Origin of the sequence: Ramlibacter sp., from assembly GCF_035548915.1 — a bacterium.
Lineage (GTDB): Bacteria > Pseudomonadota > Gammaproteobacteria > Burkholderiales > Burkholderiaceae_C > Ramlibacter.
This window is the reverse complement of the sequence record NZ_DASZSE010000044.1, coordinates 115,863-136,758: the sequence shown is the minus strand read 5'-3', so window position 1 is coordinate 136,758 and position 20,896 is coordinate 115,863. Positions and strand designations below refer to the sequence as shown.

The following is a 20,896-nucleotide window of genomic DNA, read 5'->3' as shown; positions in this document are numbered from 1 at the left end:
ACTCCTGGGCGTTCAAGGTTTCTGCCAGATCAACAGCTTCTTTTCCGCGGCGGCAAGCAGCGCGTTGCTGGCGAAGCCGATGAGGCCGAGCAAGGCGATGCCGGCAAACAGTTCGCTCGCGCGAAACGACCGCGCGGCAAGCAGGATGGCCTGCCCCAGCCCTGCCTGCGAGGCGATCATCTCGCCGACCACCGCGACGATCAGCGACACGGTCATCGACAGGCGCATGCCCGCCAGGATGTCGGGCATCGCACTGGGCAGGCCGACTTTCCAGATGAAGTCCGCGCGGGAGACTTCCAGCGCGGCACACACTTCGCGCAGCCGCGGCTCGATCGACGCGAAGCCGTGCACGGTGGCCAGCAGCACCGGCCACATCGCGCCGAACGCCACCACGGACAACACCATGCCCGGGCTCAGGCCGAAGATCGAGATGGCCAGGGGCAAGACGGCGGAGGCCGGCAGCGGCCGGACGAATTCGAGCGTTGGCTGAATCCAGACGCGAGCGCCAGCCGAGATGCCGATCAGCGCGCCAAGCGCGATGCCGGCGAACGACGCCATGAGCCATCCGAGCACCATGCGCTGTACGGTCGCCGCAGTGAATGCCGCGAGCTTGCCGTCGACGATGCCCTCGGCCAGGCTGCGGAAGGTGGCCTCGGGCGTGGGCAGGAACACCTTGCCGACCCACTCCTGGTGGCTTGCGAGCCACCACAGGCCTGCGAGCACGAGCAGCATGGTGCCCGACTCGAGCGCCGCGATCCAGCGGGCGCCGGGCCTCATTCGACGATCCTTGCATCCGCCGCGGCCGGCACGCCCATGCGTTGCCCGGCCCATCGCTGCAGCCGCATCGCGCCGGCGTTGATGGCATAGCCGACCACACCGATCCAGAACAGCCAGGCGAGCATCAGCGCCGGCTCCATGCTTTGCTGCGCGATCATGATGGCGTAGCCCATGCCGTTCGGATTGGCGGCGATCTCCACGGTCACCGCCACCACCAGCGCAATCGCGACGCCGAGCCGCAGTGCGACAAACAGGCGCGGCACCATGGCCGGCAAAACGATCTTCGCGGCGCGCTGCAATGGTGTGAGGCCCAGGCCGCGCGCGACCTCCAGCAGCGCCGGCTCGACCTGCGAAGCCGCCGCTTGTGCGAGGATCAGCATCGGCCAGAATGTTGCGAAGGCAACGACACTGACTTCCATCCGCAGGCCAAAGCCGAATACGAGCATGGCCAATGGGATCAGCGCGACCGAAGGAACAGGCCGCAGCACTTCCACCGACAGGAAACTCATGTGCGCGGCGCGGCGCGACAGTCCCAGCAGGATTCCGAGTCCGATACCCAGTGCCGCACCCAGTAGCAGCCCCAGCGCGGCGGACCCCAAAGTGAATGCCGTGGCCTGCCACAGCGAACTTTCACCGGTCGAGAAAAAAGCAGCGGCAAGCGCCCGTGCCGCGGCGCTCGGCGGCGCCAAAGCATCGCTGGCGGCGCCTGCCGTGCGCGTGTAAACCTCCAGCGCCGCCAGCAACGCCGCAGGGAACACGAGAGCACGAAGCAGCTTCGATACCCGCATCAGTCATGCCCCAGGTATTGATAGAGTTCGCGCCGCAGGCGCAGGAACTCGGGATGTTCCCGGGTCGAGAGCTGGTCGCGTGGATGCGGAATGTTCACCTCGATCACCGCCGCCACGCTGGGCTTGCCGGCAGTGGGGTTGGTACGCAACGCGATCACCCGATCGCCAAGGTAGATGGCTTCTTCCAGATCGTGCGTGACGAACACGACGGTAAGGCCGTTGTCCCGGACCAGCCGCGCCAGTTCGTCCTGCAGGCTTTGGCGCGTCATGGCGTCGAGAGCGCCGAAGGGCTCGTCCATCATCATGAGCTCCGGCTCCTGCGCGAGGCAGCGCGCGATTTGCACGCGCTGCTGCATGCCTCCGGACAGTTGCGCGGGAAATCTCGTTGCATGAGCGCCAAGGCCCACGGTCTCCAGCACGCGCCGGATGCGCTGCGGGCGTTGCGCCGCCGGCACGCCGGCGGCTTCCAGCGCAAGGCCCACATTGCCTTCCACCGTACGCCATGGCAGCAACGCGCGACCGTAGTCCTGGAACACGAACGCCACTTCTCGCGAGGGCCCTTTCACGGGCTGCCCATGGCGCAGCACTGCGCCCGAGCCGGGCGTGACGAAGCCGGCCGCCGCGCGCAGCAAGGTGGTCTTGCCGCAGCCCGAGGGCCCGATGATGCAGACGAACTCGCCCTTGGCCACTTCCAGGCTCGTGGGCGAAAGAATCTCGCGCCCACCGAGGCGGATGGCCACCTGGTCGAAGCACAGCAGATTGACGGGCAAGAGCAAGTCCATCGCCCACCGGCTACTTGACGATCAGTTGCGCTACCTGGGGCGTGGTCTTGAGCATCTTCTGCGCCTTCATGACCTCCACCCAGTACGTGAGCTGCTTCTCGTTGATGAGCGGAGCGGGCGGACTGATCTGGGCCTTGGCCAGCACGTCGGGTGGCAGCTTGATGTATTTGCCGATGTCTTCGCGCACCTTGGCGTTGTTCTTCTGATGGTTCATGAAGGCTGCCGCCTCGACGATGGATTCCTGGAAGGCCTTGACCGCATCCTTGTTCCTGTTTGCCCAGTCACGCCGCGCGGTGTACAGGATGGTGGGGTTGCCTTCCGGCAGGAACGTCGTGTAGTAGGCCGCGACGTAGCCGATGCCGCTGTCGACGATGCGGCCCATGAAGGGGTCCGCGGTAACGACGCCGTCCAGCGAGCCGCTGCGCAGCAAGTCGCCATGCTGCGGAAACGAAGCCTCGACGAAGTTGACTTCATCGGGGTTCACGCGGGCGCTCATGAGCCAGGCCCTGAACGTCACATGAAGGTAGGCGCCCAGACCCGGGACGCCGATCTTCCTGCCGACGCAACCATGGGCCGAGTGGATGCCGGTGCCGGACCGTGCGACGAAGCCGGCGCCGGTCATCCGGCTTGAAGTCATGCCGCCGCCGCCCACGACCACGTGGTCCAGGCCGCCGTCCACTGCCTGCAGGTAGACCGAGGGCGTAGGGCCGCCCATCTGCAGCGAATCGGACTGGATGGCCGCGGGGATGGAAGGATTGAGCGGAATGAACTTGGGCTCCACGTCGATCCCGTGGCGAGCGAAGATGCCTTCCTCACGGGCCACGAACACCGAGGCGAAGTCGCTTACGGCGGTGTAGCCGAAAACGATCTTCGGGGTCTGGCTCCAGGCAGGCAGGATCGATGCCGCGGATGCGGCGGCGAAACCGGAAAGAACGATCCGACGTTTCATGGTTGTCTCCTCTTGGATGGTGCGCGCGAGCGGGAACGCTCAGGCGGCGGCAGCGAGGCGCGGATGCCACCGACGATGAAAGAAACCAGCTTGTCGGCGGCGCCCGAGTCGGCCCGCCTGTTTTCGCCGCGCGACAGCCGCTCCACGCGGATGTCGCTCAGGTGGTGCAACAACGCACCGACCGCGAACTGGTATACCCAGGCGACCTCGCCGCGCGTGGCGTGCGGCAGGGCCTCTTGCAAAGCGTCGATGAACGCGTGCGCCATCGGGTCGAAGAACGAGCGCAGCACGCGATCGGTCTCCTGCGACTCCTGCCTCAGTTCGCGCGCCACCAGCAGTGCGTAGTATTCGCCCTCCGGACTGGCCCGCAGCTTGATCACCGGGTCCGTGAATGCCTTGATGATTCGGGTGAGCGATTGGGGATCGGCCGGGTCGTGCGAGACCGCGCGCAATGCCGCCAGCCGTTCTTCGATGGCACGATTCCAGTGCTCGAAGATCGCGTAGAACAGCTCGTGCTTCAGCCCGAAGTAGTAGCCCACCAAGGCCACCTGCACGTGCGCTTCCTGCGCGATATCGCGCATCGACACCGCGTGATAGCCACGCTTGGCAAAGAGCTTTTCAGCCGCGAGCAGGATCGCCTGCTTGCGGTTGGGTTGCGACTCGGCCGGCTCGGCGGCGCGGCGCCGCCTCGAAGTCGTCTCGAGGGGCGCGGCCCGCGCATCAAGGTCTTTCATGTCGCCTATTAGACACTCGTCTAACAATGGTAGACACTCGTACAAACCCTCGGCCACTCGATGCCCCGGGCGCGCCTCGAGGTCATCGCCGTCTGCGACGAGGTGCGCATGCGCCGCGACAGCGGATGCACGACAGCATTGCAGCATCACTGGCGAATCCGGCCCGTGCTGCTCACGATCGACAGTTCGACGAAGCGCGAACCGGTGCGATTGCCTCCGCGGTAGCTCACGGCGTAGCCTCCAAGGTCCAGCCGATCCAATGAGTTGAGGCCCGAGATGAACGCTTCTCGTGTCAAAGTGCGCGATCCGGCTCTGCGCATCGCTTCGACGATGACCTTGGCTGCGATGAATCCCTCGATGGTCGCGAAGCTCATGTGCTGTGTGAGATCGGGGTTCTTCGCCGCGAGATCCACGAGTTCCTTCGCGATACGGCTGGAGACTCGATAGGGACTGGGCGTGACCTGCGCGATCGCGACGCCTTGCAACTGCTCATCGCCCAGTCGCCTGGACAACTGCTCGACATCGGCGGCGGAATTCGCGAACAGCATCGCGCTGCCACCGGCGGTGCGGTACTGCTCGATAAACGCCGCGGCCGCCGAGCCCGAAGCCACCACCACCACCGCCTGCGGATTCGCCGCCATGAACTTGGTGACGGCGGCCGACACCCGAGTCGAGCCCGCCTCGTAGCCTGCCGTCGCGACGAGCCGGCTCTTGTTTCGCGCGACCGCGTCCTCCATGGCCGCGATCATCTCGGCGCTCCCGGGGCCTTCCTCGTAAAGCAGCGCGAGTCTCGTCACGGCGACGGTTCCCAGGTGCTCGGCGATCTTCTCCAGCTCGTCCTTCAGTCCCGCGCGCACGTTGTAGAGGAGCGCGGAGTCCGGCTGCACCTCGGACGTGCGATATCCCACCAGTGCGATCCGATCCGTCTCGAGCAGCCCGGACTTGGCGAGTTCGGCAAGATTGCGCGCGCCGAAGTAGCCGGCGAGCACGACGGGTTTCGATTCGGCAAGGAGCTTGCGCGTGGCGGCGACTGTTTCATCGGCGCGCCCGGCGTCGTCGCGGACAACCAGGGCAATCGACCGACCGTGGATGCCGCCGCTGCGGTTCACCAGATCGAAATACGCCTGCATTCCCGCCGAATACGCGCGGCCCTGGTTGACATCCAGTCCCGACAATGGCGCCACCTGTCCGACGACGATGTCGGCGCATGCACCTTGGCCGGCAATGCAGAGCAGCAGCAACAACGCCGCGCGGAATACTCGGTCTTTGAACATCGTTGTCTCCTCTTCGGGCGTGCTCGGTCGGGCTACCGTCGCGACGGCCCGACACGGGCGAAAGACCAGGCTAGCGCCGCAGGCGCGAAGCCCCGTGGGGTCCGCGGCAAACTGAACTTGGATCGAACGGGCTGCGGGCAGCCCTGCTCAAATGACTTGCTGGCGTTGCGTGCCCAATGGGCCCGCGCTGAGCGTCATCACATCGCCGCGGCGCAGGAATTGCGGCGGCTTCATGCCCAGGGCGACGCCCGCGGGTGTTCCGGTGATGACCACGTCGCCAGGAAGCAACGTCATGAACTCGCTCAGATACGAGACGATCTGGGCCACCGGGAAGATCATGTCCGCCGTGCTGCTCGATTGCCGCATTCGGCCATTGACCGCAAGCTCGAGCGCAATGTTCTGCGGATCCGGCAGCTCGTCGCAGGTCACGAGCCAAGGGCCGAGCGGGCCGAAGCCATCGAAGCTCTTGCCCTTGCCCCACTGGCCGTTTCGCTTGATCTGCCAATCGCGCTCCGACACGTCGTTGGCCAGGCAATAGCCGGCCACATGGCCCAGCGCATCGGAAGTCGAGATGCTTCGCGCCTCGGTTCCGATGATCACCGCAAGTTCGATCTCCCAGTCGCCTGCCTCGGAACCTGGAGGCAGCTGGACGTCATCGTTGGGCCCCGCGATGGACGTGAGCGCCTTGTTGAACACGACCGGCTCTCGCGGGATCTCCATCCCGGCCTCCTGCGCGTGCTTGCGGTAGTTCAATCCGATGGCGACGAATTGGCGCACGCCGGCAACCGGCGCGCCGAGTCGCGTTCCTTCGGGCACGCGCGGCATACGCGACAGGTCGATCGCGGACAAGGCTTGCAGCTTGGCCGGCGCGAGCCAGTCGGGCGTGAAATCCGGCACCAGCAGCGAGAGGTCGCGGGCCTGGCCGGCGGCATCGAGTGCACCGGGCTTTTCCTGGCCCACCGGGCCGTGACGTAATAACTTCATTCGAGAATTTCCTTGGCGATGGCCGGATCCCAGACGCCGCCGATGAGCACGAACAACATCCGGCACGGACGGCCCGAGCGATTGGCCCAGGCGTGGTTCGTGCCTCGCTGCACCACCACGCTTCCTGCCGCCAATTGCACTTCCGAATCGTCGAGGACCAGCGTCACTTCGCCCTCGATCACAACGCCATAGTCGACCGATTGCGTTCGATGCATCAATGGATGTGGCGAATCGGCTTTGACCGTGGAAGCGTGGGCATCGCCGGTTTGTGCGAATGCCGCGCCGACCTTTTTCGCGCCGTGTGCAAGGAATTCAGGCGTGTCCGGAGGTATGTCGACAAATCGAAAGCGGGTGCCCTGCCTGGCAGGTGCGAGCGTCAACTCGCCAAGCGTGGGATCGGGTCCGTTGTCGATCGGCGCAGGGCTGCCCGTCGTGCTCCACACCTCGTGGAACAGCGTGCCGGGAATGGCCGAGAGTTCAACGACCTTCGGCAACGGTCCGTCCGATGACACGATCGCCTTGCCATGGGCATCATGGCCGGTGACTACGCGGTGAATCGCGGGAAAAGAAGCGTTCGCCATGGTCAAGGACCCCGGTGGATGTAGGCGTAGAGCGGGTCCTCGGCGCCGCGCTTGCCGCGCAGGAACGGCGCGGCCGGGTACCTGTCCCAGAACTTGGAAGTCTCCGGATCCATTCGGCTGAAGTCGAAGATGACGTCGCGGTGCACGATGGCCCAGCGCCCCTCGCGCTGCTCGAACCGGTCCAGATAGCGCCCGCCGATGGTCGCGTCGATGCCGTCGGTCATCTGGCACCAGGCCACGTGATACGACTCCACGAAGGCGTGGTCGGCATCGCTGAATTCGCACTGCACATTGGTGATGAAGTGCATCATCCCTTTGATCGGCGAGCCGGGCTTCGGGCGTGTGAACGACACGACGTCGATGAATTCGCTCGCGAGCCCGTCGAATTCGCCGTGCCGCTCGGTGGCACCGGGGTGGTAGCAGCTGAGCGCGAGCTCGGCGTCCGAGCGGTCGCCCGCGCGGGCGCGCCGGTAAAGCACCTCCGCGATCGCCTGCTTGGCGAGCAGTTGCTGGATGGCATCCATGGTTGCGTCGTCCTTCTGAATTGAATCGGGCGCGGTCCTCGCCGGCAGGCGGCCGCGCGTCGCGCCGCCGGCGGCATAGAGCGGGTCTTCGGCCGTGCGGCGGCCGAGGAGGTCGGGCGGCTGCGTTGCCGGATTCCAGTACGGCCGCGTCGCCGGCATCACGCGCGACCAGTCGTAGACGATGTCGCGATGCTGGATCAGCCAGCGGCCGCCGTGCTTGCGAATGGTGTCGAGGTAGCGCCCTCCGATGTGAAAGAAGACCCGGCCGTCGCCCTGCGCATACGTTTCATGCGCGACGTGATAGCTCTCGACGAACACGTCGCCATTGGCGCGGAACTCGAAGAGCGCGTTGCCGATGACGTGCAATTTGCCGAAGCACTCGGGGCCGCTTCGCCGAGCGGTTTCGAGGCTGTCGATGAAGCCGTGCATCGGGCCCTGGTAGGTCCCATGGTTGTCGGTGCCGTCCGCAGGATGGCAGGCCTTCATCAGCGCGGGGTCGTAGCGATCGGCGCCGCGCGCGCGGGCGCAGAGCAGGTCGAGGATCTCCCGCTTCACCAGGTATTGCTCGAGCATCGGGTTCATCGGGTTCATCGGGTTCATGCAGCGACCGGCGGCTCGTAGTTCGTGGTGAAGTTGTCCGGGGGCGGGGGGCCCCAGACGTAGAGCGAATCCTCGGGTCGGTGATCGGCAGCCGGCCACTCGACGTCGTGCGGCACGAAATCGATGTCGAAGGAATATTCGGCGTAGCTGCCCCACGGGTCGCGAACATAGTAGAAGTAGTTCGAGCCCAGCACGTGGCGACCCACGCCCCACCCTTGCACGTAACCGGCGGCGCGCATCTGCTCGGCGCCATGCCCGACTTCGTCGATGCTGCCCACGTCCCAGCTGGTGTGGTGCAGGCCCGGCGCATCCGATTTCGCGAACGCGATCAGATGGTGGTCGCTGCCGTGCGCGCCATGCATGAAGGCGATGATGTCGCCTGAATGGTCCGAAAGCCGCAGGCCCAGTACCTCGCGCGAGAACGCGAGCATGCGACTGACATCGGCAGTGAAGAGCAGCACGTGCGACAGCGTTCGCGGCCTGACCCGCGCCACGCGGCTTCGGGCCGGCGCGGCGCGCCGTCCCGCGGCCACCGGTGCCGGCGACAGCGGCTGCGTCTTCGCGCCAGGCGACACCTTGGGTGCGGCGACGATCTGGATCGCAACGGCGTCCGGGGTTCTGAGCCAGAGCCCCTCGCCGTCGGAGAGCGGATGCGCCTCGGTGGCAATACCGCGCGATGCGATGACCTCGCGCAGCGCCTCGAGGTCTTGGGCAAAGGCACCCAGCCGCAGATATTGCAGCTGCTTGCGCGGGCCGGATTCGTGGATCGACATCCAGCAGTGACTGCCACCGGCCGTATACACATCCAGATGATCGCCCTGGCGGCGCGTGTCGAGCCCGAAGGCTCGATAGAAACTCTGCGCCTCGGACAGATCCGGTACCGCAAAGACGACGCGATCGACCGAATGCACGCCCAGCGCATCGGGCCGGCGCGCAGCCAGGTCAAGGTGGGCGGGGTGGTCCATGCGAGCGTCAGTCCGCCTTGATGCCGTTGTCCTTGACGACCTTGGCCCACGAGCGGACGTCCGCAACCAGGAATTTCCGGAAGTCGTCCACCGTTCCGCCGGCCGGCAGCAAGCCCGACTCGTGAAGCATCGCGCGGAAGTCCGGCGCCTCGACAATCTTGCGCGACAAGGCGTTCAACGTCGCGATCGCATCGTCGGGCGTGCCACGCGGAGCGAAGACGCCCTGCCACGAACTTCCGGTGAAGCCGGGGTACGATTCCGAGACAGTGGGCACGCCCGGCAGCCCTTCGAGGCGCTGCGGTCCCGTGATCGCCAGGGCGCGCAGACGTCCCGCCTGGACCGAGGGGATCGCGGTCGTGCTGGCGTCGATCGCCACGTCGAGCCGGTCGCCGATGAGGTCGGTGACGGCGGCCGAAGCGCTCTTGTAAGGAACCGGCAGCAACGAAATGCCGGCCATGTTCATCAGCATCACCAGTGCCACCTGCGAAAGCTGCCCCACGCCATAGTGCCCGAAACTGAGGGAGCCCGGTTTGGCCTTTGCCATGTCGACAAGGTCCTTCAGTGTCTTGATCTTCGAGTTGGCCGACACGATGAACACGAACGGCACGGAGCAGATCCGGATGACCGGCACGAAGTCCTCGGCCTTATAGGGCAATTTGTCGTACACGAGCGGGTTGATCGACATCGCAACGCCGGTGTACAGCAGGTTGTAGCCGTCCGCCGGTGCGGTGGCCACCGCCTGCGTGCCGATGATCGAGCTGGCGCCAACCCTGTTCTCCACAACGACGGACTGGCCCGTCGCCTTGGCGATGCGGTCGCCCCATAACCGGCAGATCACGTCGAGGCTGCCGCCCGCGCCGAACGGGACGACGACGCGGATCGGCTTCGCAGGGTATTTCGCCGCCAGGGCCGGCGCGGCACTACTGGCGCAAGCGAGTCCGGCAGCATAGGCGAGCAGCGAACGGCGTGACAAATGGGTGTGGCGCATGGTGTTGCTCCGAAGCGGGGGTGAGGGTCAGAAGGCGTGGGAGATGCCGACTTCGTAACCGGTGGAAGTGTGGCCGGCGAAGTTCGCGATCGTGACCGCCGGGCCGCCTGGCAGCGACAGAAACGAGTGGCCATGGTTGGAAAGGTGCGCGGCCGTGGTGTACAGCGTGGTGCGCTTGGACAGGAAGTACTGGTAGCCGAGAACCCACATCGCTGCGCCGTCCCGGTCGATGGAGCCTGCCGAAGTGCCGGGCACCAGGTTGGCGGCAACGGTGCCGGACATCTTGCTCCTGCCGTACCAGCCTTGCAGATTGCCCGAGTGCAAGGGAATCGTGGCGGCCAGGAAGTAGTTGTTCTGCTTGCTGGTGTCGGCCTTGAATTGACGCCACGCTGCGGCCAATTTAACAGGTCCGAAGTCATAGCTCGCGTTGGCGTCCGTGTCGACCTCCAGGCTCACCGGCCCCGCGGCGACCACTTGCGCATGCGACGTGGCGCGCGAAATCGCCGCCTTGAAGGGGCCGCCTGCGTTGTAGCCGAGCCTGAAGTGAGCCTGCTGGGCCGCGCCGGCCGAGCTCAAGGCGCCTTCGCGTGGCGCGTAGGCCACCACGCCGAAGAAGCCGCCGACGTTCGGGCTGAAGTACTGCACCATGTTGCGCGTATAGAAGGTCGTGGTCTCGGTGTTGCTGACCGGGCCGAACACCGAGCGCAGCGGGCCGTTCTGCGTGGTGTTGAACAGGTTGCCGGCGCTGCCCATGCCGATGCCGTACCACGGGTCGTTCTCGAACCACGTGACATAGGTTGGGTTGAGGTCCAAGCCCAGGCGCACGGTGCCGTAGGACTTGTTGCCGAGCTCGACATAAGAGCCGCGGTTGAAGAATTGGCCGGCCACGGTGGTCGAACCGGCTGTGCCGGTGTCGGCGCCGACCGCCGCTTCGAGCTTGAAACCGGCGAACGTCCCGCCGCCCAGGTCCTCCGTTCCGCGAAACCCGAGGCGGCTCGTCCGGTAGCCGCCGCTCGCCTCGGAGGTGATGGAGCCGACGCCGCTGTTGTTCACGTGCCGGATGCCGACGTCGACGAAACCGTAAATCGCGACCGAGGACTGCGCGTGGGCGCCCGCGGCGAGAAAGGTGCAAAGGGTGGCTCCGAACAGGGTGCTTGTCTTCATGGTTTTTCCTCGGGGTTCAAGGTGAGAGGGTGGGCAGGGAAGCGCAGGTCGAGGGTGGTGGCGCGGTGCGCGCCGCGTTCATCACCATGGCCAAAAAGGTGTAGTAACCGTTGATGCCGACCAGGTCGATCACGCCCTGGTCGCCGAGACGATCGACGGCCCGGGCCCAGGTGGCATCGGACACGCCGCGGTGGCACTGCAGTTCGACGCAGAAGTCGTGCACCAGCGCCTCGTCGTCGCGCATTGCGGTGGGCCGGCAGCCTTGCGCGATGGCATCCACCGTGTCGCATCCGATGCCTTCGCGCAAGGCGATGGGCGCATGAATGGCCCATTCGACCGGCTGCGCCCACTGCCGGGCTGTGACGAGGATCGCGAGCTCCGACAGGCGCTGGCCGATGGCGCTGCGGTAGCGCAGGTACTCGCCCATGCGCTGTGCGTGGGCCATCAATTCCGGGCTGCGCAGCAGCGGCACGAAAGGGGCCACAAGCGCGCCGCGCGGGCCGGCGATGATTTCCTGCGCGTACCGGCGCTGCTCGTCGGTCCATCGTTCGGGCGCCAGCGGAGGAAGGCGGTCAACCGGCATGCGATTTCCCTTGCGCATGGCCGGCCAGGCAGTCGGCGAACGCGCGACACACTTCATCGTTGGCACGGGCCGCCGAGGCGCAGGTCTGAAAGAAGCCCAGGAAGGGATGGAACATGTCGGCGAAACAGCGGACATCGACCGGCACGCCGGCGGCGCGCAGCAGCTCCGCGTACACCAGGCCCTCTTCGCACAGCGGGTCATGAGCGGCGAGTGCGATCACCGTGGGCGGCAGTCCGGCGAAATCGCGCGCACGCAAAGGCGAAGGTGGAAACGCGACCGAACGTGCGGCGTTGGTGCCCATGTACAGGCGAGCGATGTCACGCAGGTCGGCAGGCGACAGCATCGGGAAGTCGCTGCGCCGCGCTTCGATCCGGTCCACGTCGCGCGCCACGTCGACGCCGGGCACCACCAGCAATTGCGCGGCCAGGCGCTCGCCGCGCGCGCGCAGGGTGAGGGCCGTGGATGCGGCGAGGTTGCCGCCGGAGCTCTCGCCGGCCACCGCGACGCGCAGGGGATCGCCGCCGAGCGCACCCGCGTTGCGCAGCACCCACAAGGTGGCGGCAAGCGCGTCGTCGTGCGCCGCCGGAAACGGATGTTCCGGCGCCAGCCGGTAGTCGACGGAAACAACCACGGCTTCGACGTCGCGGCAGAGTTTTCGCGCAATGTCGTCCGCGAGATCGACGCTGCCGAGCACGAAGCCACCACCGTGGAAGAAAACTACCGTGGGCAACTTTGCGGGGGCGCCCACCGGACGATAGACGCGGACCGGGATGCGCAGGCCGTCCTGGGCGGCGATCGAGTCTTCGATGGCGCCCACGACCGGCCTTTGCGACCGTTCGCGCGCCGCAACCACCGCGCGGCGCATGCGCTCGCGCGCCTGATCGGCCGTTCCGGAAAACGGTGGCGGCGCATTGCCGGCGCGCATCGCATCGACGATGGCGGCGAGCTCGCCGTCGAGGGGACTGGTTGCGGCGGCGTTGGCCATCGGCGTCTCGGGGACCGCCGCGACGACATGATGTGTCGGGCTCATGGCGTCACCTCTTGAGCCATCGGGCCAGTTGCGCCTCGACCTCGCCGGGCCGCGCGACCTCGTCACTGGCCCACGCCACGTAGGCATCGGGCCGCACGAGCAGGGCCTTGACGCTTGCCATGGATGCAGCGGGCCGGCCCACGCGCGCCTGCATCACGTTCACCGGCAGGCCGCAGACGTCGGCCTGTGCAAACTGGCCGCTGTAGCCCTCCAGGTCGAGCAGCAGGAAACGGCGGTCGCGCAGCGCTTGCGCGACGCGCGTCGGATGCCCTTGCAGCGTGATGAAGTCAAAATCGGGAACGCGCTGCCCCGTGAGCGGGTGGCAGCCGGGCTCGGCGGGGTACGGCTCCTCCAGACCGCACAGCTCCAGCACCAACTTGCGCTGAACGTCGGGCAGCGGGATGAAGTGCCTGGCCATTCGCCGCTTCAGCGCCACGCCGTCGGCGTCGAAGTTGAATTGCAGCGCGCATTGCGCCCGGACGCTCGCGAGCAGCGCCTGCATCACGGGCAGACGCTCGGCGTTGTAGGTGTCGAGCGTGGCTTCGTCGGCCTGGCCGTTCACGACGTTGGCGAGTTTCCAGCCCAGGTTGAAAGCGTCCTGCAGGCAGAAATTCATGCCGACACCGCTGGCCGGGTAATGGATGCGTGCCGACTCGCCAACCAGGAACACGCGGCCCTTGCGCAGATTCGGCACCGCGCGCATCTGGTCGTCGAAGCGTGACATCCAGCGTGCGCCGCGAATGCCGTAGTCGGTGCCGTGCACGTCGCGGATGCATTGCAGGGCCTCCTCCAGCGTGACGGGCTCGTCCTTGGCCGCATGGCGCCGGTCGCGATGAACGATGTTGAAGCGCGTGATGCCGTCTCCGAAGACGTACCCGCGCACCCAGCCCATTTCGTTGTCGACGTTGATGCGCCCGCCCGGCCAAGGCGCATCCAGCTCGGCATCGATCACGATGCCGCGGAAAGTGCCCGAGTGGCCTTCGAACGCGAACCCCGCGACGCTGCGCACCCTGCTGCGGCCACCGTCGGCGCCGACGAGGTAGCGGGCGCTCAAGGTGGACGCCTGGCCGGCCGCATCGGCGACCTCCACACGAACGCCGTCGCCGTCCTGGTGGAACGACGTCAGTTCGGCGCCGCGCCGGATTTCGGCGCCGCTATCGATCGCCCATTGCCACAGGATTTCCTCGGTGAAGTTCTGCGGCAAGCCCAGCGTGAAACCGAAGCGGGTCTCGAGATGGCGCCACTCGATGGGATGAAATCCCGCCCAGATGTGCGACGGGCGGAAGGGGTAGGGCGCGATCTCGCGCGTCTTGTCGATGAAGCGCTCGGCGATGCCGCGAGCGTCGAACAGCTCCAGCAGGCGAGGCAGCAGCGTGCCCGCTCGGGACTGGACACCTTCGGTACGGCGCTCCAGAACCAGGGTCCGCACACCCGACCCGGCCAATTCGGCCGCCATGGTCAAGCCCGACGGGCCGCCGCCGGCGACGATCACATCCCAGTTTTGCATTTGTCTCCACATGCCACGCACTACGCTGGCTGCGATGATTGGCGTTGCGGATCAATCTGTAAAATTCATTGTTCAAATTTCGTGGATTTGCCGCGCAAATATCTGGAGGTGCGATGCGTTTCGAAAAACTGGACCTGAACCTGCTGGTCGTGCTCGATACATTGCTCGCGACACGCAGCGTCAATCGCGCGGCGGAGAAGCTGTTTCTGAGCCAACCGGCCACCAGCTTGTCCCTGCGGCGATTGCGCGAGTACTTCGCCGACGAACTCCTGCAATCCGTCGGCAAGACCCAGGTGCTCACGCCCCTGGCCGTGGAGTTGGTGAAGCCGGTTCGCGACGTGCTTTTGCAAGTGCAGGCCATCACGCGGGCGCGGCCGAGCTTCGATCCGGCAACGTCGGTTCGCCGCTTCAGGATCGAGTCGTCGGACTATGTGATCAGCGTGCTCTTGTCGGACGTGGTGAGGCGCGCCGCCAAGCTCGCGCCGCTCATGACTTTCGACTTGCGCACACGCGGCCCGCAGACATCCGAACACCTGGAAGGCGGCGAAATCGAGTTGCTCATCTCGCCCGAATTCGCGATGGTCCCAGGCCACCCGTCCGAGCCGCTGTTCGAGGACGGTTTCTCCTGCCTGGTGTGCGCACAACAGTTCTCCGAGCGTGAATCACTCACCGCCAACCGCTACTTCGCGTCGGCGCACGTGGGCGTCGAGTGGGGCAGCGGGCGCGTCGTCACGATCGACGCGCGCCTCATCGCAACGGGCAGCCGCGCTCGCAGGCAGGATGTGATTGCGCCATCCTTCACGCTGGTTCCCGAACTTCTGGTGGGAACGGCGCGCATCGCGACTTTGCCGACCCGGCTGGCATTGCAGATGGCACGGCGCTTTCCCTTGCGGGTGCTCGGATGTCCGATCAAGATTCCACGCTTCATCGAGCAGGTTCAATGGCACCGTCATCAGGAGCGCGATCCGGCGATCACCTGGCTGCGATCCCTGTTGCGAGAGGCGGCACTTGCGCTGCCGGCCGAGCAGTCGCGGGCGGCGCGGCGACGCCGGCCCGCGAAAAGGAAGCCGACACGAACGGCGGGCAATCGTCAGGGGTGAGAAGCGACATGACGATCGCATGTCGCCATGAAGGACGGTTCGGTTAGGACGACCACGCGGCCATCCCCCGGTCAGGGCTTGTCCATGCGCGCAGCAGCACGGGGCGCCACACCGCGGCGCCGCAGGAAAACTCACGCCGCACGACAAAGGCTGGATTGACCGTGCCTTCACATGGCGCCACATTCGATGTTCGCATCATTTCCATGTCCACGCGCACGACTCTCCATCTCCCAGTCGACATGACCGGTGTGCGCGTCATCGTGACGGGAGCGGCTGCCGGCATCGGGGCTGCGATCGCAGACGCGTTCGCAGCCTGCGGCGCCCAGGTGCAGATCAGCGACATCGATGCGCAGGCCCTCTCGGCGAGCCGGCATGCGGGGTGTGTCGCCGATATGGGCAAGGTGGAAGACGTCGAGCGCTTCATGGCAGAGGCGCTCGGTCGCCTCGGTGGCCTGGATGTGCTCGTCAACAACACCGGCATCGCGGGACCCGTGGCCGCGGTAGAGTCCATCGCGCCCGCCGATCTCGATACGGTGCTCCGCGTCAACCTCTCGAGCCAGTTTCACACCGTGCGATTGGCCGTTGCGGCGCTGAAGGAATCCGGCCGCGGCTGCATCGTCAACCTCAGTTCCGCCGCGGGCAAATTCGGCTTCAGCCTGCGTACGCCTTACTCGGCAAGCAAGTGGGGCGTGATCGGCCTCACACGCTCGCTGGCCATCGAGCTGGGGCCCCACGATATCCGCGTCAACGCGATTCTTCCCGGCGCCGTCGAGGGGGCGCGCGTGCGCACCATCCTCGCTGCCAAGGCGGCACAGGCAGGCGTCGATGTCGACGAATACGCGGCACGCGCGCTCGCGAAGGTGAGCCTTCGGCGCATGGTGCCCGCTGAGGACATCGCGAACATGGCTCTGTACCTTGCGAGTCCTTTCGGGGCGTGCATCACCGGCCAGGCGATCAGCGTGGACGCCGGAATGGAGAGCATGAGCTAGCGATGGACAACACTCCCGTCCCGGCCGCGGTCTCGCAGCTGCTGCAACAGTGGAAATTGGCCTTCGAGGCGCGCGACGTGGACCGGCTCGCGGCGCTCTACACGCAGGACGCGTTCCTGTTCGGCGGCAAGCCCGCACTTTCCGCCGGTCGCCGCGCCATCCGCGACTACTTCGATTCCCTGCCCGCCGTTGTGCTGCGCGCCGACTTCGAACAACAGTGCTCGGGCGTGCTCGCTGCCTCGGTGATTTCGACGGCGGGCTTCCTCTCGTTTCGCCGAGAAGGTGGCCTGCCCTCCCGCTACCGGCTCACTCTCGCACTTGTGCGAATTGCCGGCGAGTGGAAGATCGCGAGCCACCACGCATCGCCCTGCCCGCCTGAACCTCAACCCACGGAACCCGCATGAGCCTTCAAGGACAAGTCGCCATTGTCACGGGTGGCGCCCGCGGCCTCGGAAGGGCATATGTGTTGCGGCTCGCCCGTCTCGGCGCGGACATCGCCATTGCCGACATCGACCTGGACGGTGCGGCGCGCTACGAGGAAACACTCACCGCCCCTTCCGTGCGCGAGGAGGTTCTCGCGCTCGGCCGGCGAGCGATCGACTTCGAGGCAGACCTGTCGCGCCGGGAGCACGCGCAACGTCTCGTCGAGCGGACGGTCAACGAGCTGGGCCGCGTCGACATCCTCGTGAACAACGCAGGAGGCTTGCTGACACCCATCGAACGCAGTCACGCCTGCGCCATACCGGAAGAAGACATTCGCGCGACACTCGATGCGAACCTCATGATCGCGGTGTTCTGCTGCCAGGCCGTCATTCCGCACATGAAGACGCAGCGATCGGGCGTGATCGTCAACGTGTCTTCCGCCGCGGCTCGCAACGTGGTGCGCGGCGGCCGCTTCGCGATGTATGGTGCGGCGAAAGCGGCCGTGACGCACTTCACTCGCAACCTCGCGATGGAGCTCGGCCCCTTCGGCATTCGCGCCAATTGCATCGCCCCCGGCCTCATTCATTCATCGCGAATGAAGTACAGCGCGCAACAACGCAACCTCGGGACCGCGGCGGACATCGAGCGGATTCCCCTCGGCCGCGCCGGTGAGCCGGAAGACTGCGCGAAGGTGGTCGAGTTCCTCGTGACGGACCTCTCGAGCTTCGTCACGGGTCAATGCATCTCGGTGTGCGGAGGCTCGATCCTGACACCCGCGTAGCATCGGCGGCGACCCCTGCGGTCACTCGCTCGACTGCAGCACGACTATTTTGTTCCGGACAGCTGCGCAACCAGCTGCGGCACGGCGGTGAACAGGTCCGCCTCCAGCCCGTAGTCCGCCACCGAGAAAATCGGTGCTTCCGGATCCTTGTTGATCGCGACGATCACCTTCGAATCCTTCATGCCCGCCAGGTGCTGGATCGCACCGCTGATGCCGCACGCCACATAGAGCTGTGGCGCGACGATCTTGCCGGTCTGGCCGACCTGGAAGTCGTTCGGGGCATAGCCCGCGTCCACTGCCGCACGGCTGGCGCCGATGGCGGCGCCCAGCTTGTCGGCCAGCGGCTCCAGCACTTCGTGGAACTTCTCGCTGGAGCCGAGCGCCCGGCCGCCGGAGACGATGATCTTCGCCGCGGTGAGTTCGGGCCGGTCGCTCTTGGCGATCTCCTGGCCGACGAAACTCGACTTGCCGCGGTCGGCCACCGGGGTCGCGCTTTCGATGGACGCGCTGCCGCCGGAAGCCGCGGCCGGCTCGAACGCCGTCGTGCGCGCCGTGATCACCTTGACGGCGTCGGACGACTGCACCGTGGCCACGGCGTTCCCCGCGAAGATCGGCCGCTCGAACGTGTCGGCGGCACCGACCTTCGTGATGTCGCTGATCTGCGCCACATCCAGCTTCGCCGCGACGCGCGGGGCGACGTTCTTGCCGCCTGCGGTGGCAGGAAACACGATGTGCGAGTAGCCCCTGGCGACTGCCAGTACCTGTTCGGCGATGTTCTCGGCCATGGCGTGCTCGAATTGCGCGCCGTCCGCGTGGATCACCTTCGCGACGCCCGCGATCTGCGAAGCGGCCTTCGCGGCTTCTGCCGCATTGGCCCCGGCCACGAGCACGTGGACCTCGCCGCTGCAGGCGATGGCCGCCGTGATGGTGTTGAGGGTCGCGCCGCGGATACGCGCGTTGTCGTGTTCGGCAATGACGAGAGCAGCCATGGGCTAGATCACCTTCGCTTCGTTCTTCAGCTTCGCGACGAGCGTCGCGACATCGGGCACCTTCACGCCGGCACCGCGCTGGGGCGGCTCGACGACCTTCAGCGTCTTCAGGCGCGGCTTCACGTCCACGCCCAGGTCTTCGGGCTTCACGGTGTCCAGCGGCTTCTTCTTCGCCTTCATGATGTTGGGCAGCGTCACGTAGCGCGGCTCGTTCAGGCGCAGGTCGGTGGTGATCACCGCGGGCAGCGTCATGCAAATCGTCTCGAGACCGCCGTCCACTTCGCGCGTGACGGTTGCCTTGCCCTCGGCCACTTCGACCCTCGAGGCGAAGGTCGCCTGCGGCAGGTCGGCCAGTGCGGCCAGCATCTGACCCGTCTGGTTGCAGTCGTCATCGATGGCCTGCTTGCCGCAGATCACCAGGCCCGCCTGCTCCTTGTCGACGAGCGCCTTCAGCAGCTTGGCGACCGCGAGCGGCTGCAGTTCGACGTCGGTGAGCACGAGTATCGCGCGGTCGGCGCCGATCGCCATGGCGGTCCGCAGCGTTTCCTGACACTGCTGCACGCCGCAGGAGACGGCGACGACCTCGGTCGCGATGCCCTTTTCCCTCAGCCGGACCGCCTCTTCCACAGCGATCTCGTCGAAGGGGTTCATGCTCATCTTGACGTTGGCGACGTCCACGCCGGTCTGGTCCGACTTCACACGCACCTTCACGTTGTAGTCCACCACTCGCTTCACGGGAACCAGAATTTTCATTGGAACGACCTGTGTATCTGATTTGAAAGAGTCCGGCAAGCCGGACGACTGCGCGAAGATCGTGGGCTTCCCCGGTGACGGCCCTGGCCTAGATCGTCCGACCCGTGCCGGCCCAGTAGGGTGCCCGCAATTTGCGCTTGAAGATCTTGCCCGAGTCCTCGCGCGGGAGGTCGCGTCCGAACTCGACACGGCGCGGGACCTTGTAGCCGGCCAAGCGCCCTCGCAGATACGACTTCACGTCATCCGCACCGATCGCGGCGCCATCCGGCGTCTCGATGACGGCGCAGATCGATTCGCCGAATTCCTCATCGGGAATGCCGAAGACGGCGCAGTCCTTCACGCCGGGCATCTTGTGCAGTTCGGCCTCGATCTCCGCCGGGTAGATGTTGACGCCGCCCGAGATGATCATGTCCGTTGCCCGGTCGCACAGGAACAGGAAGCCGTCGGCGTCGAGGTAGCCGATGTCTCCGGTCAAAAAATAGCCGTCGCGGCTCGCACGTTCGCGCTTCGCATCGTCGCGGTGATAGGTAAACCCTGCCCGCTGCGCAGTGCGCGCGCCGATCGGCCCCGGCGCGGCGCTGCCGGCACCGGGATCGTCGGTGAAGATTTTCAGGTCCACGTCGGGCAAGGGCTTGCCGACGGTGCCGGGGTGCTCGAGCCACTCCTGCGGTCCGCACGAGGCGAGGATGCTCGTTTCGCTCGTCCCGTAGTACTCGAAGATCACCGGCCCCCACCACTGAAGCATTTCGCGCTTCACAAGGGGCGAAACGGGCGCCGCGGAGTGGATGACGAACTGCAGCGACGACAGGTCCCAGCGTTCGCGCTCGCTCGCGTCGAGTTTCAGCAATCGGTTGAACATGATCGGCACCATGTGCAGGTGCGTTACGCGGTGGCGCTCGACGAGTGCCAGCAGTTCGAGCGCGTCGAACCGCGGCTGAAGGATGACGGTGCCGCCCATGCGCGCGGCGAGGATGCCGTAGGAATTCGGCGCCGAGTGGTACATCGGCCCGGTCACCACGGTGACGAGCGAAGAGGGCTCGATGCGATCGAACCCGAAGGTGCTGCTCCAGACGTGGGTGGCCAGTCGGCTTTGCGCCGCCGTCGGCTGAAGGCGGCGTACTCCCTTCGGCCGGCCGGTGGTGCCGGACGTGTAGATCATCGTGCCGGGTGCCGGCACCGGCGGTTTGTCCCGCGCCGGAAAACTTGCCACCCACGCGTCCCACTCGGGCCGCGAGGGCGCCGTCGCGCCGCGCGCGGCGATCCGATAGGCCGCCTGGACCTCCGGCGGCGTGGAAACGACGAGCACGGCGGCATCGGCAGGAATCGCGGACTCGATCGCCTCCAGCAGATCGGCATGCACCACGATGACCTTCGCGCCCGTGTCCTGGAACAGGTACGCCGCTTCCTCCGCGGTGAAGTGCCAATTCGCCGGGACCGGGTAGGCTCCCACCATCCCGGCCGCCAGGCTTGCCTCGATCAGGGCGAAGTCATTGCGCAGGTACAGCACGACGGTGTCGCCGGCGCCCACGCCCAACTGCTCGAACCCGCTCGCAGCACGCGCGGCTCGCTCCTGCAGGGCCTCGGTGCCCAGTTTCCGCGAACCGCTGACGATGTGTCCCTGCGCCATATTC

General features: G+C 66.4%; 22 protein-coding genes. 4 read left to right on the top strand and 18 right to left on the bottom strand.

The window, feature by feature from the left end; translation table 11 throughout:
• Window positions 1-12 precede the first annotated feature (12 nt).
• The 15 genes from VHA82_RS18655 to VHA82_RS18585 all read right to left on the bottom strand — a co-directional run bounded on the left by VHA82_RS18655 (window position 13) and on the right by VHA82_RS18585 (window position 14,230).
• Window positions 13-777, bottom strand: a complete 765-nt coding sequence (locus VHA82_RS18655; RefSeq protein WP_325546550.1) for an ABC transporter permease — start codon at window positions 775-777, stop codon at window positions 13-15.
• Window positions 774-1,565 (bottom strand): ABC transporter permease, encoded by a 792-nt coding sequence (locus tag VHA82_RS18650; RefSeq protein ID WP_325546548.1) that lies wholly within the window; start codon window positions 1,563-1,565, stop codon window positions 774-776. The genes VHA82_RS18655 and VHA82_RS18650 overlap by 4 nt, the downstream gene beginning before the upstream one ends.
• Window positions 1,565-2,347: an ABC transporter ATP-binding protein gene (locus VHA82_RS18645; protein ID WP_325546546.1), complete on the bottom strand. Its 783-nt coding sequence runs from the start codon at window positions 2,345-2,347 to the stop codon at window positions 1,565-1,567. The genes VHA82_RS18650 and VHA82_RS18645 overlap by 1 nt, the downstream gene beginning before the upstream one ends.
• 10 nt (window positions 2,348-2,357) lie before the next feature.
• Window positions 2,358-3,296 (bottom strand): ABC transporter substrate-binding protein, encoded by a 939-nt coding sequence (locus VHA82_RS18640; protein WP_325546544.1) that lies wholly within the window; start codon window positions 3,294-3,296, stop codon window positions 2,358-2,360.
• A complete protein-coding gene (locus tag VHA82_RS18635; protein ID WP_325546912.1) occupies window positions 3,293-4,177 on the bottom strand; it encodes a TetR/AcrR family transcriptional regulator in 885 nt (294 codons plus the stop codon). Before VHA82_RS18635 ends, VHA82_RS18640 begins: the two co-directional genes overlap by 4 nt.
• Complete coding sequence (locus tag VHA82_RS18630; RefSeq protein ID WP_325546542.1) at window positions 4,177-5,304, bottom strand: ABC transporter substrate-binding protein; 1,128 nt, start codon at window positions 5,302-5,304, stop codon at window positions 4,177-4,179. The genes VHA82_RS18635 and VHA82_RS18630 overlap by 1 nt, the downstream gene beginning before the upstream one ends.
• 147 nt (window positions 5,305-5,451) lie before the next feature.
• Window positions 5,452-6,288 (bottom strand): fumarylacetoacetate hydrolase family protein, encoded by an 837-nt coding sequence (locus tag VHA82_RS18625; protein ID WP_325546911.1) that lies wholly within the window; start codon window positions 6,286-6,288, stop codon window positions 5,452-5,454.
• Window positions 6,285-6,869 (bottom strand): cupin domain-containing protein, encoded by a 585-nt coding sequence (locus VHA82_RS18620; protein ID WP_325546540.1) that lies wholly within the window; start codon window positions 6,867-6,869, stop codon window positions 6,285-6,287. Before VHA82_RS18620 ends, VHA82_RS18625 begins: the two co-directional genes overlap by 4 nt.
• A 2-nt stretch (window positions 6,870-6,871) precedes the next feature.
• Window positions 6,872-7,993 (bottom strand): nuclear transport factor 2 family protein, encoded by a 1,122-nt coding sequence (locus tag VHA82_RS18615; protein ID WP_325546537.1) that lies wholly within the window; start codon window positions 7,991-7,993, stop codon window positions 6,872-6,874.
• Complete coding sequence (locus VHA82_RS18610; RefSeq protein WP_325546535.1) at window positions 7,990-8,958, bottom strand: VOC family protein; 969 nt, start codon at window positions 8,956-8,958, stop codon at window positions 7,990-7,992. The genes VHA82_RS18615 and VHA82_RS18610 overlap by 4 nt, the downstream gene beginning before the upstream one ends.
• A gap of 7 nt (window positions 8,959-8,965) precedes the next feature.
• Window positions 8,966-9,946: a tripartite tricarboxylate transporter substrate binding protein gene (locus tag VHA82_RS18605; RefSeq protein ID WP_325546533.1), complete on the bottom strand. Its 981-nt coding sequence runs from the start codon at window positions 9,944-9,946 to the stop codon at window positions 8,966-8,968.
• A gap of 27 nt (window positions 9,947-9,973) precedes the next feature.
• Window positions 9,974-11,110: a porin gene (locus tag VHA82_RS18600; protein WP_325546531.1), complete on the bottom strand. Its 1,137-nt coding sequence runs from the start codon at window positions 11,108-11,110 to the stop codon at window positions 9,974-9,976.
• Window positions 11,111-11,126: 16 nt separating this feature from the next.
• Complete coding sequence (locus VHA82_RS18595; protein ID WP_325546529.1) at window positions 11,127-11,693, bottom strand: carboxymuconolactone decarboxylase family protein; 567 nt, start codon at window positions 11,691-11,693, stop codon at window positions 11,127-11,129.
• On the bottom strand, window positions 11,683-12,678 hold the full coding sequence (locus VHA82_RS18590; RefSeq protein WP_325546527.1) for an alpha/beta hydrolase: 996 nt from the start codon (window positions 12,676-12,678) through the stop codon (window positions 11,683-11,685). The genes VHA82_RS18595 and VHA82_RS18590 overlap by 11 nt, the downstream gene beginning before the upstream one ends.
• Before the next feature lie 49 nt (window positions 12,679-12,727).
• Window positions 12,728-14,230 (bottom strand): FAD-dependent monooxygenase, encoded by a 1,503-nt coding sequence (locus VHA82_RS18585; RefSeq protein ID WP_325546525.1) that lies wholly within the window; start codon window positions 14,228-14,230, stop codon window positions 12,728-12,730.
• Window positions 14,231-14,343: 113 nt separating this feature from the next.
• On the opposite strand from VHA82_RS18585, the gene VHA82_RS18580 reads away from it, so the two are divergent.
• The 4 genes from VHA82_RS18580 to VHA82_RS18565 all read left to right on the top strand — a co-directional run bounded on the left by VHA82_RS18580 (window position 14,344) and on the right by VHA82_RS18565 (window position 17,523).
• Window positions 14,344-15,330, top strand: coding sequence for a LysR family transcriptional regulator (locus tag VHA82_RS18580; protein ID WP_325546523.1), 987 nt, complete (start codon window positions 14,344-14,346; stop codon window positions 15,328-15,330).
• Between the two features lie 239 nt (window positions 15,331-15,569).
• A complete protein-coding gene (locus tag VHA82_RS18575) occupies window positions 15,570-16,319 on the top strand; it encodes an SDR family oxidoreductase (protein ID WP_325546521.1) in 750 nt (249 codons plus the stop codon).
• A 2-nt stretch (window positions 16,320-16,321) separates the two neighbouring features.
• The gene (locus VHA82_RS18570) at window positions 16,322-16,723 is read left to right on the top strand and encodes a YybH family protein (protein ID WP_325546519.1); all 402 of its coding nucleotides are present in this window, start codon (window positions 16,322-16,324) and stop codon (window positions 16,721-16,723) included.
• A complete protein-coding gene (locus VHA82_RS18565) occupies window positions 16,720-17,523 on the top strand; it encodes an SDR family NAD(P)-dependent oxidoreductase (protein ID WP_325546517.1) in 804 nt (267 codons plus the stop codon). Before VHA82_RS18570 ends, VHA82_RS18565 begins: the two co-directional genes overlap by 4 nt.
• Before the next feature lie 44 nt (window positions 17,524-17,567).
• Here the strand turns inward: VHA82_RS18565 and VHA82_RS18560 are convergent, their stop codons facing one another.
• The 3 genes from VHA82_RS18560 to VHA82_RS18550 form a co-directional block, all read right to left on the bottom strand.
• Complete coding sequence (locus VHA82_RS18560) at window positions 17,568-18,512, bottom strand: electron transfer flavoprotein subunit alpha/FixB family protein (RefSeq protein ID WP_325546515.1); 945 nt, start codon at window positions 18,510-18,512, stop codon at window positions 17,568-17,570.
• 3 nt (window positions 18,513-18,515) lie between these two features.
• Window positions 18,516-19,265 carry an electron transfer flavoprotein subunit beta/FixA family protein gene (locus VHA82_RS18555; protein ID WP_325546513.1) on the bottom strand — a complete coding sequence of 250 codons (750 nt, stop codon included), beginning with the start codon at window positions 19,263-19,265 and terminating at the stop codon, window positions 18,516-18,518.
• An 88-nt stretch (window positions 19,266-19,353) separates the two neighbouring features.
• Entirely contained in the window at window positions 19,354-20,892 is a 1,539-nt protein-coding gene (locus VHA82_RS18550) for an acyl-CoA synthetase (RefSeq protein ID WP_325546512.1), read from the bottom strand.
• Window positions 20,893-20,896: the final 4 nt, after the last annotated feature.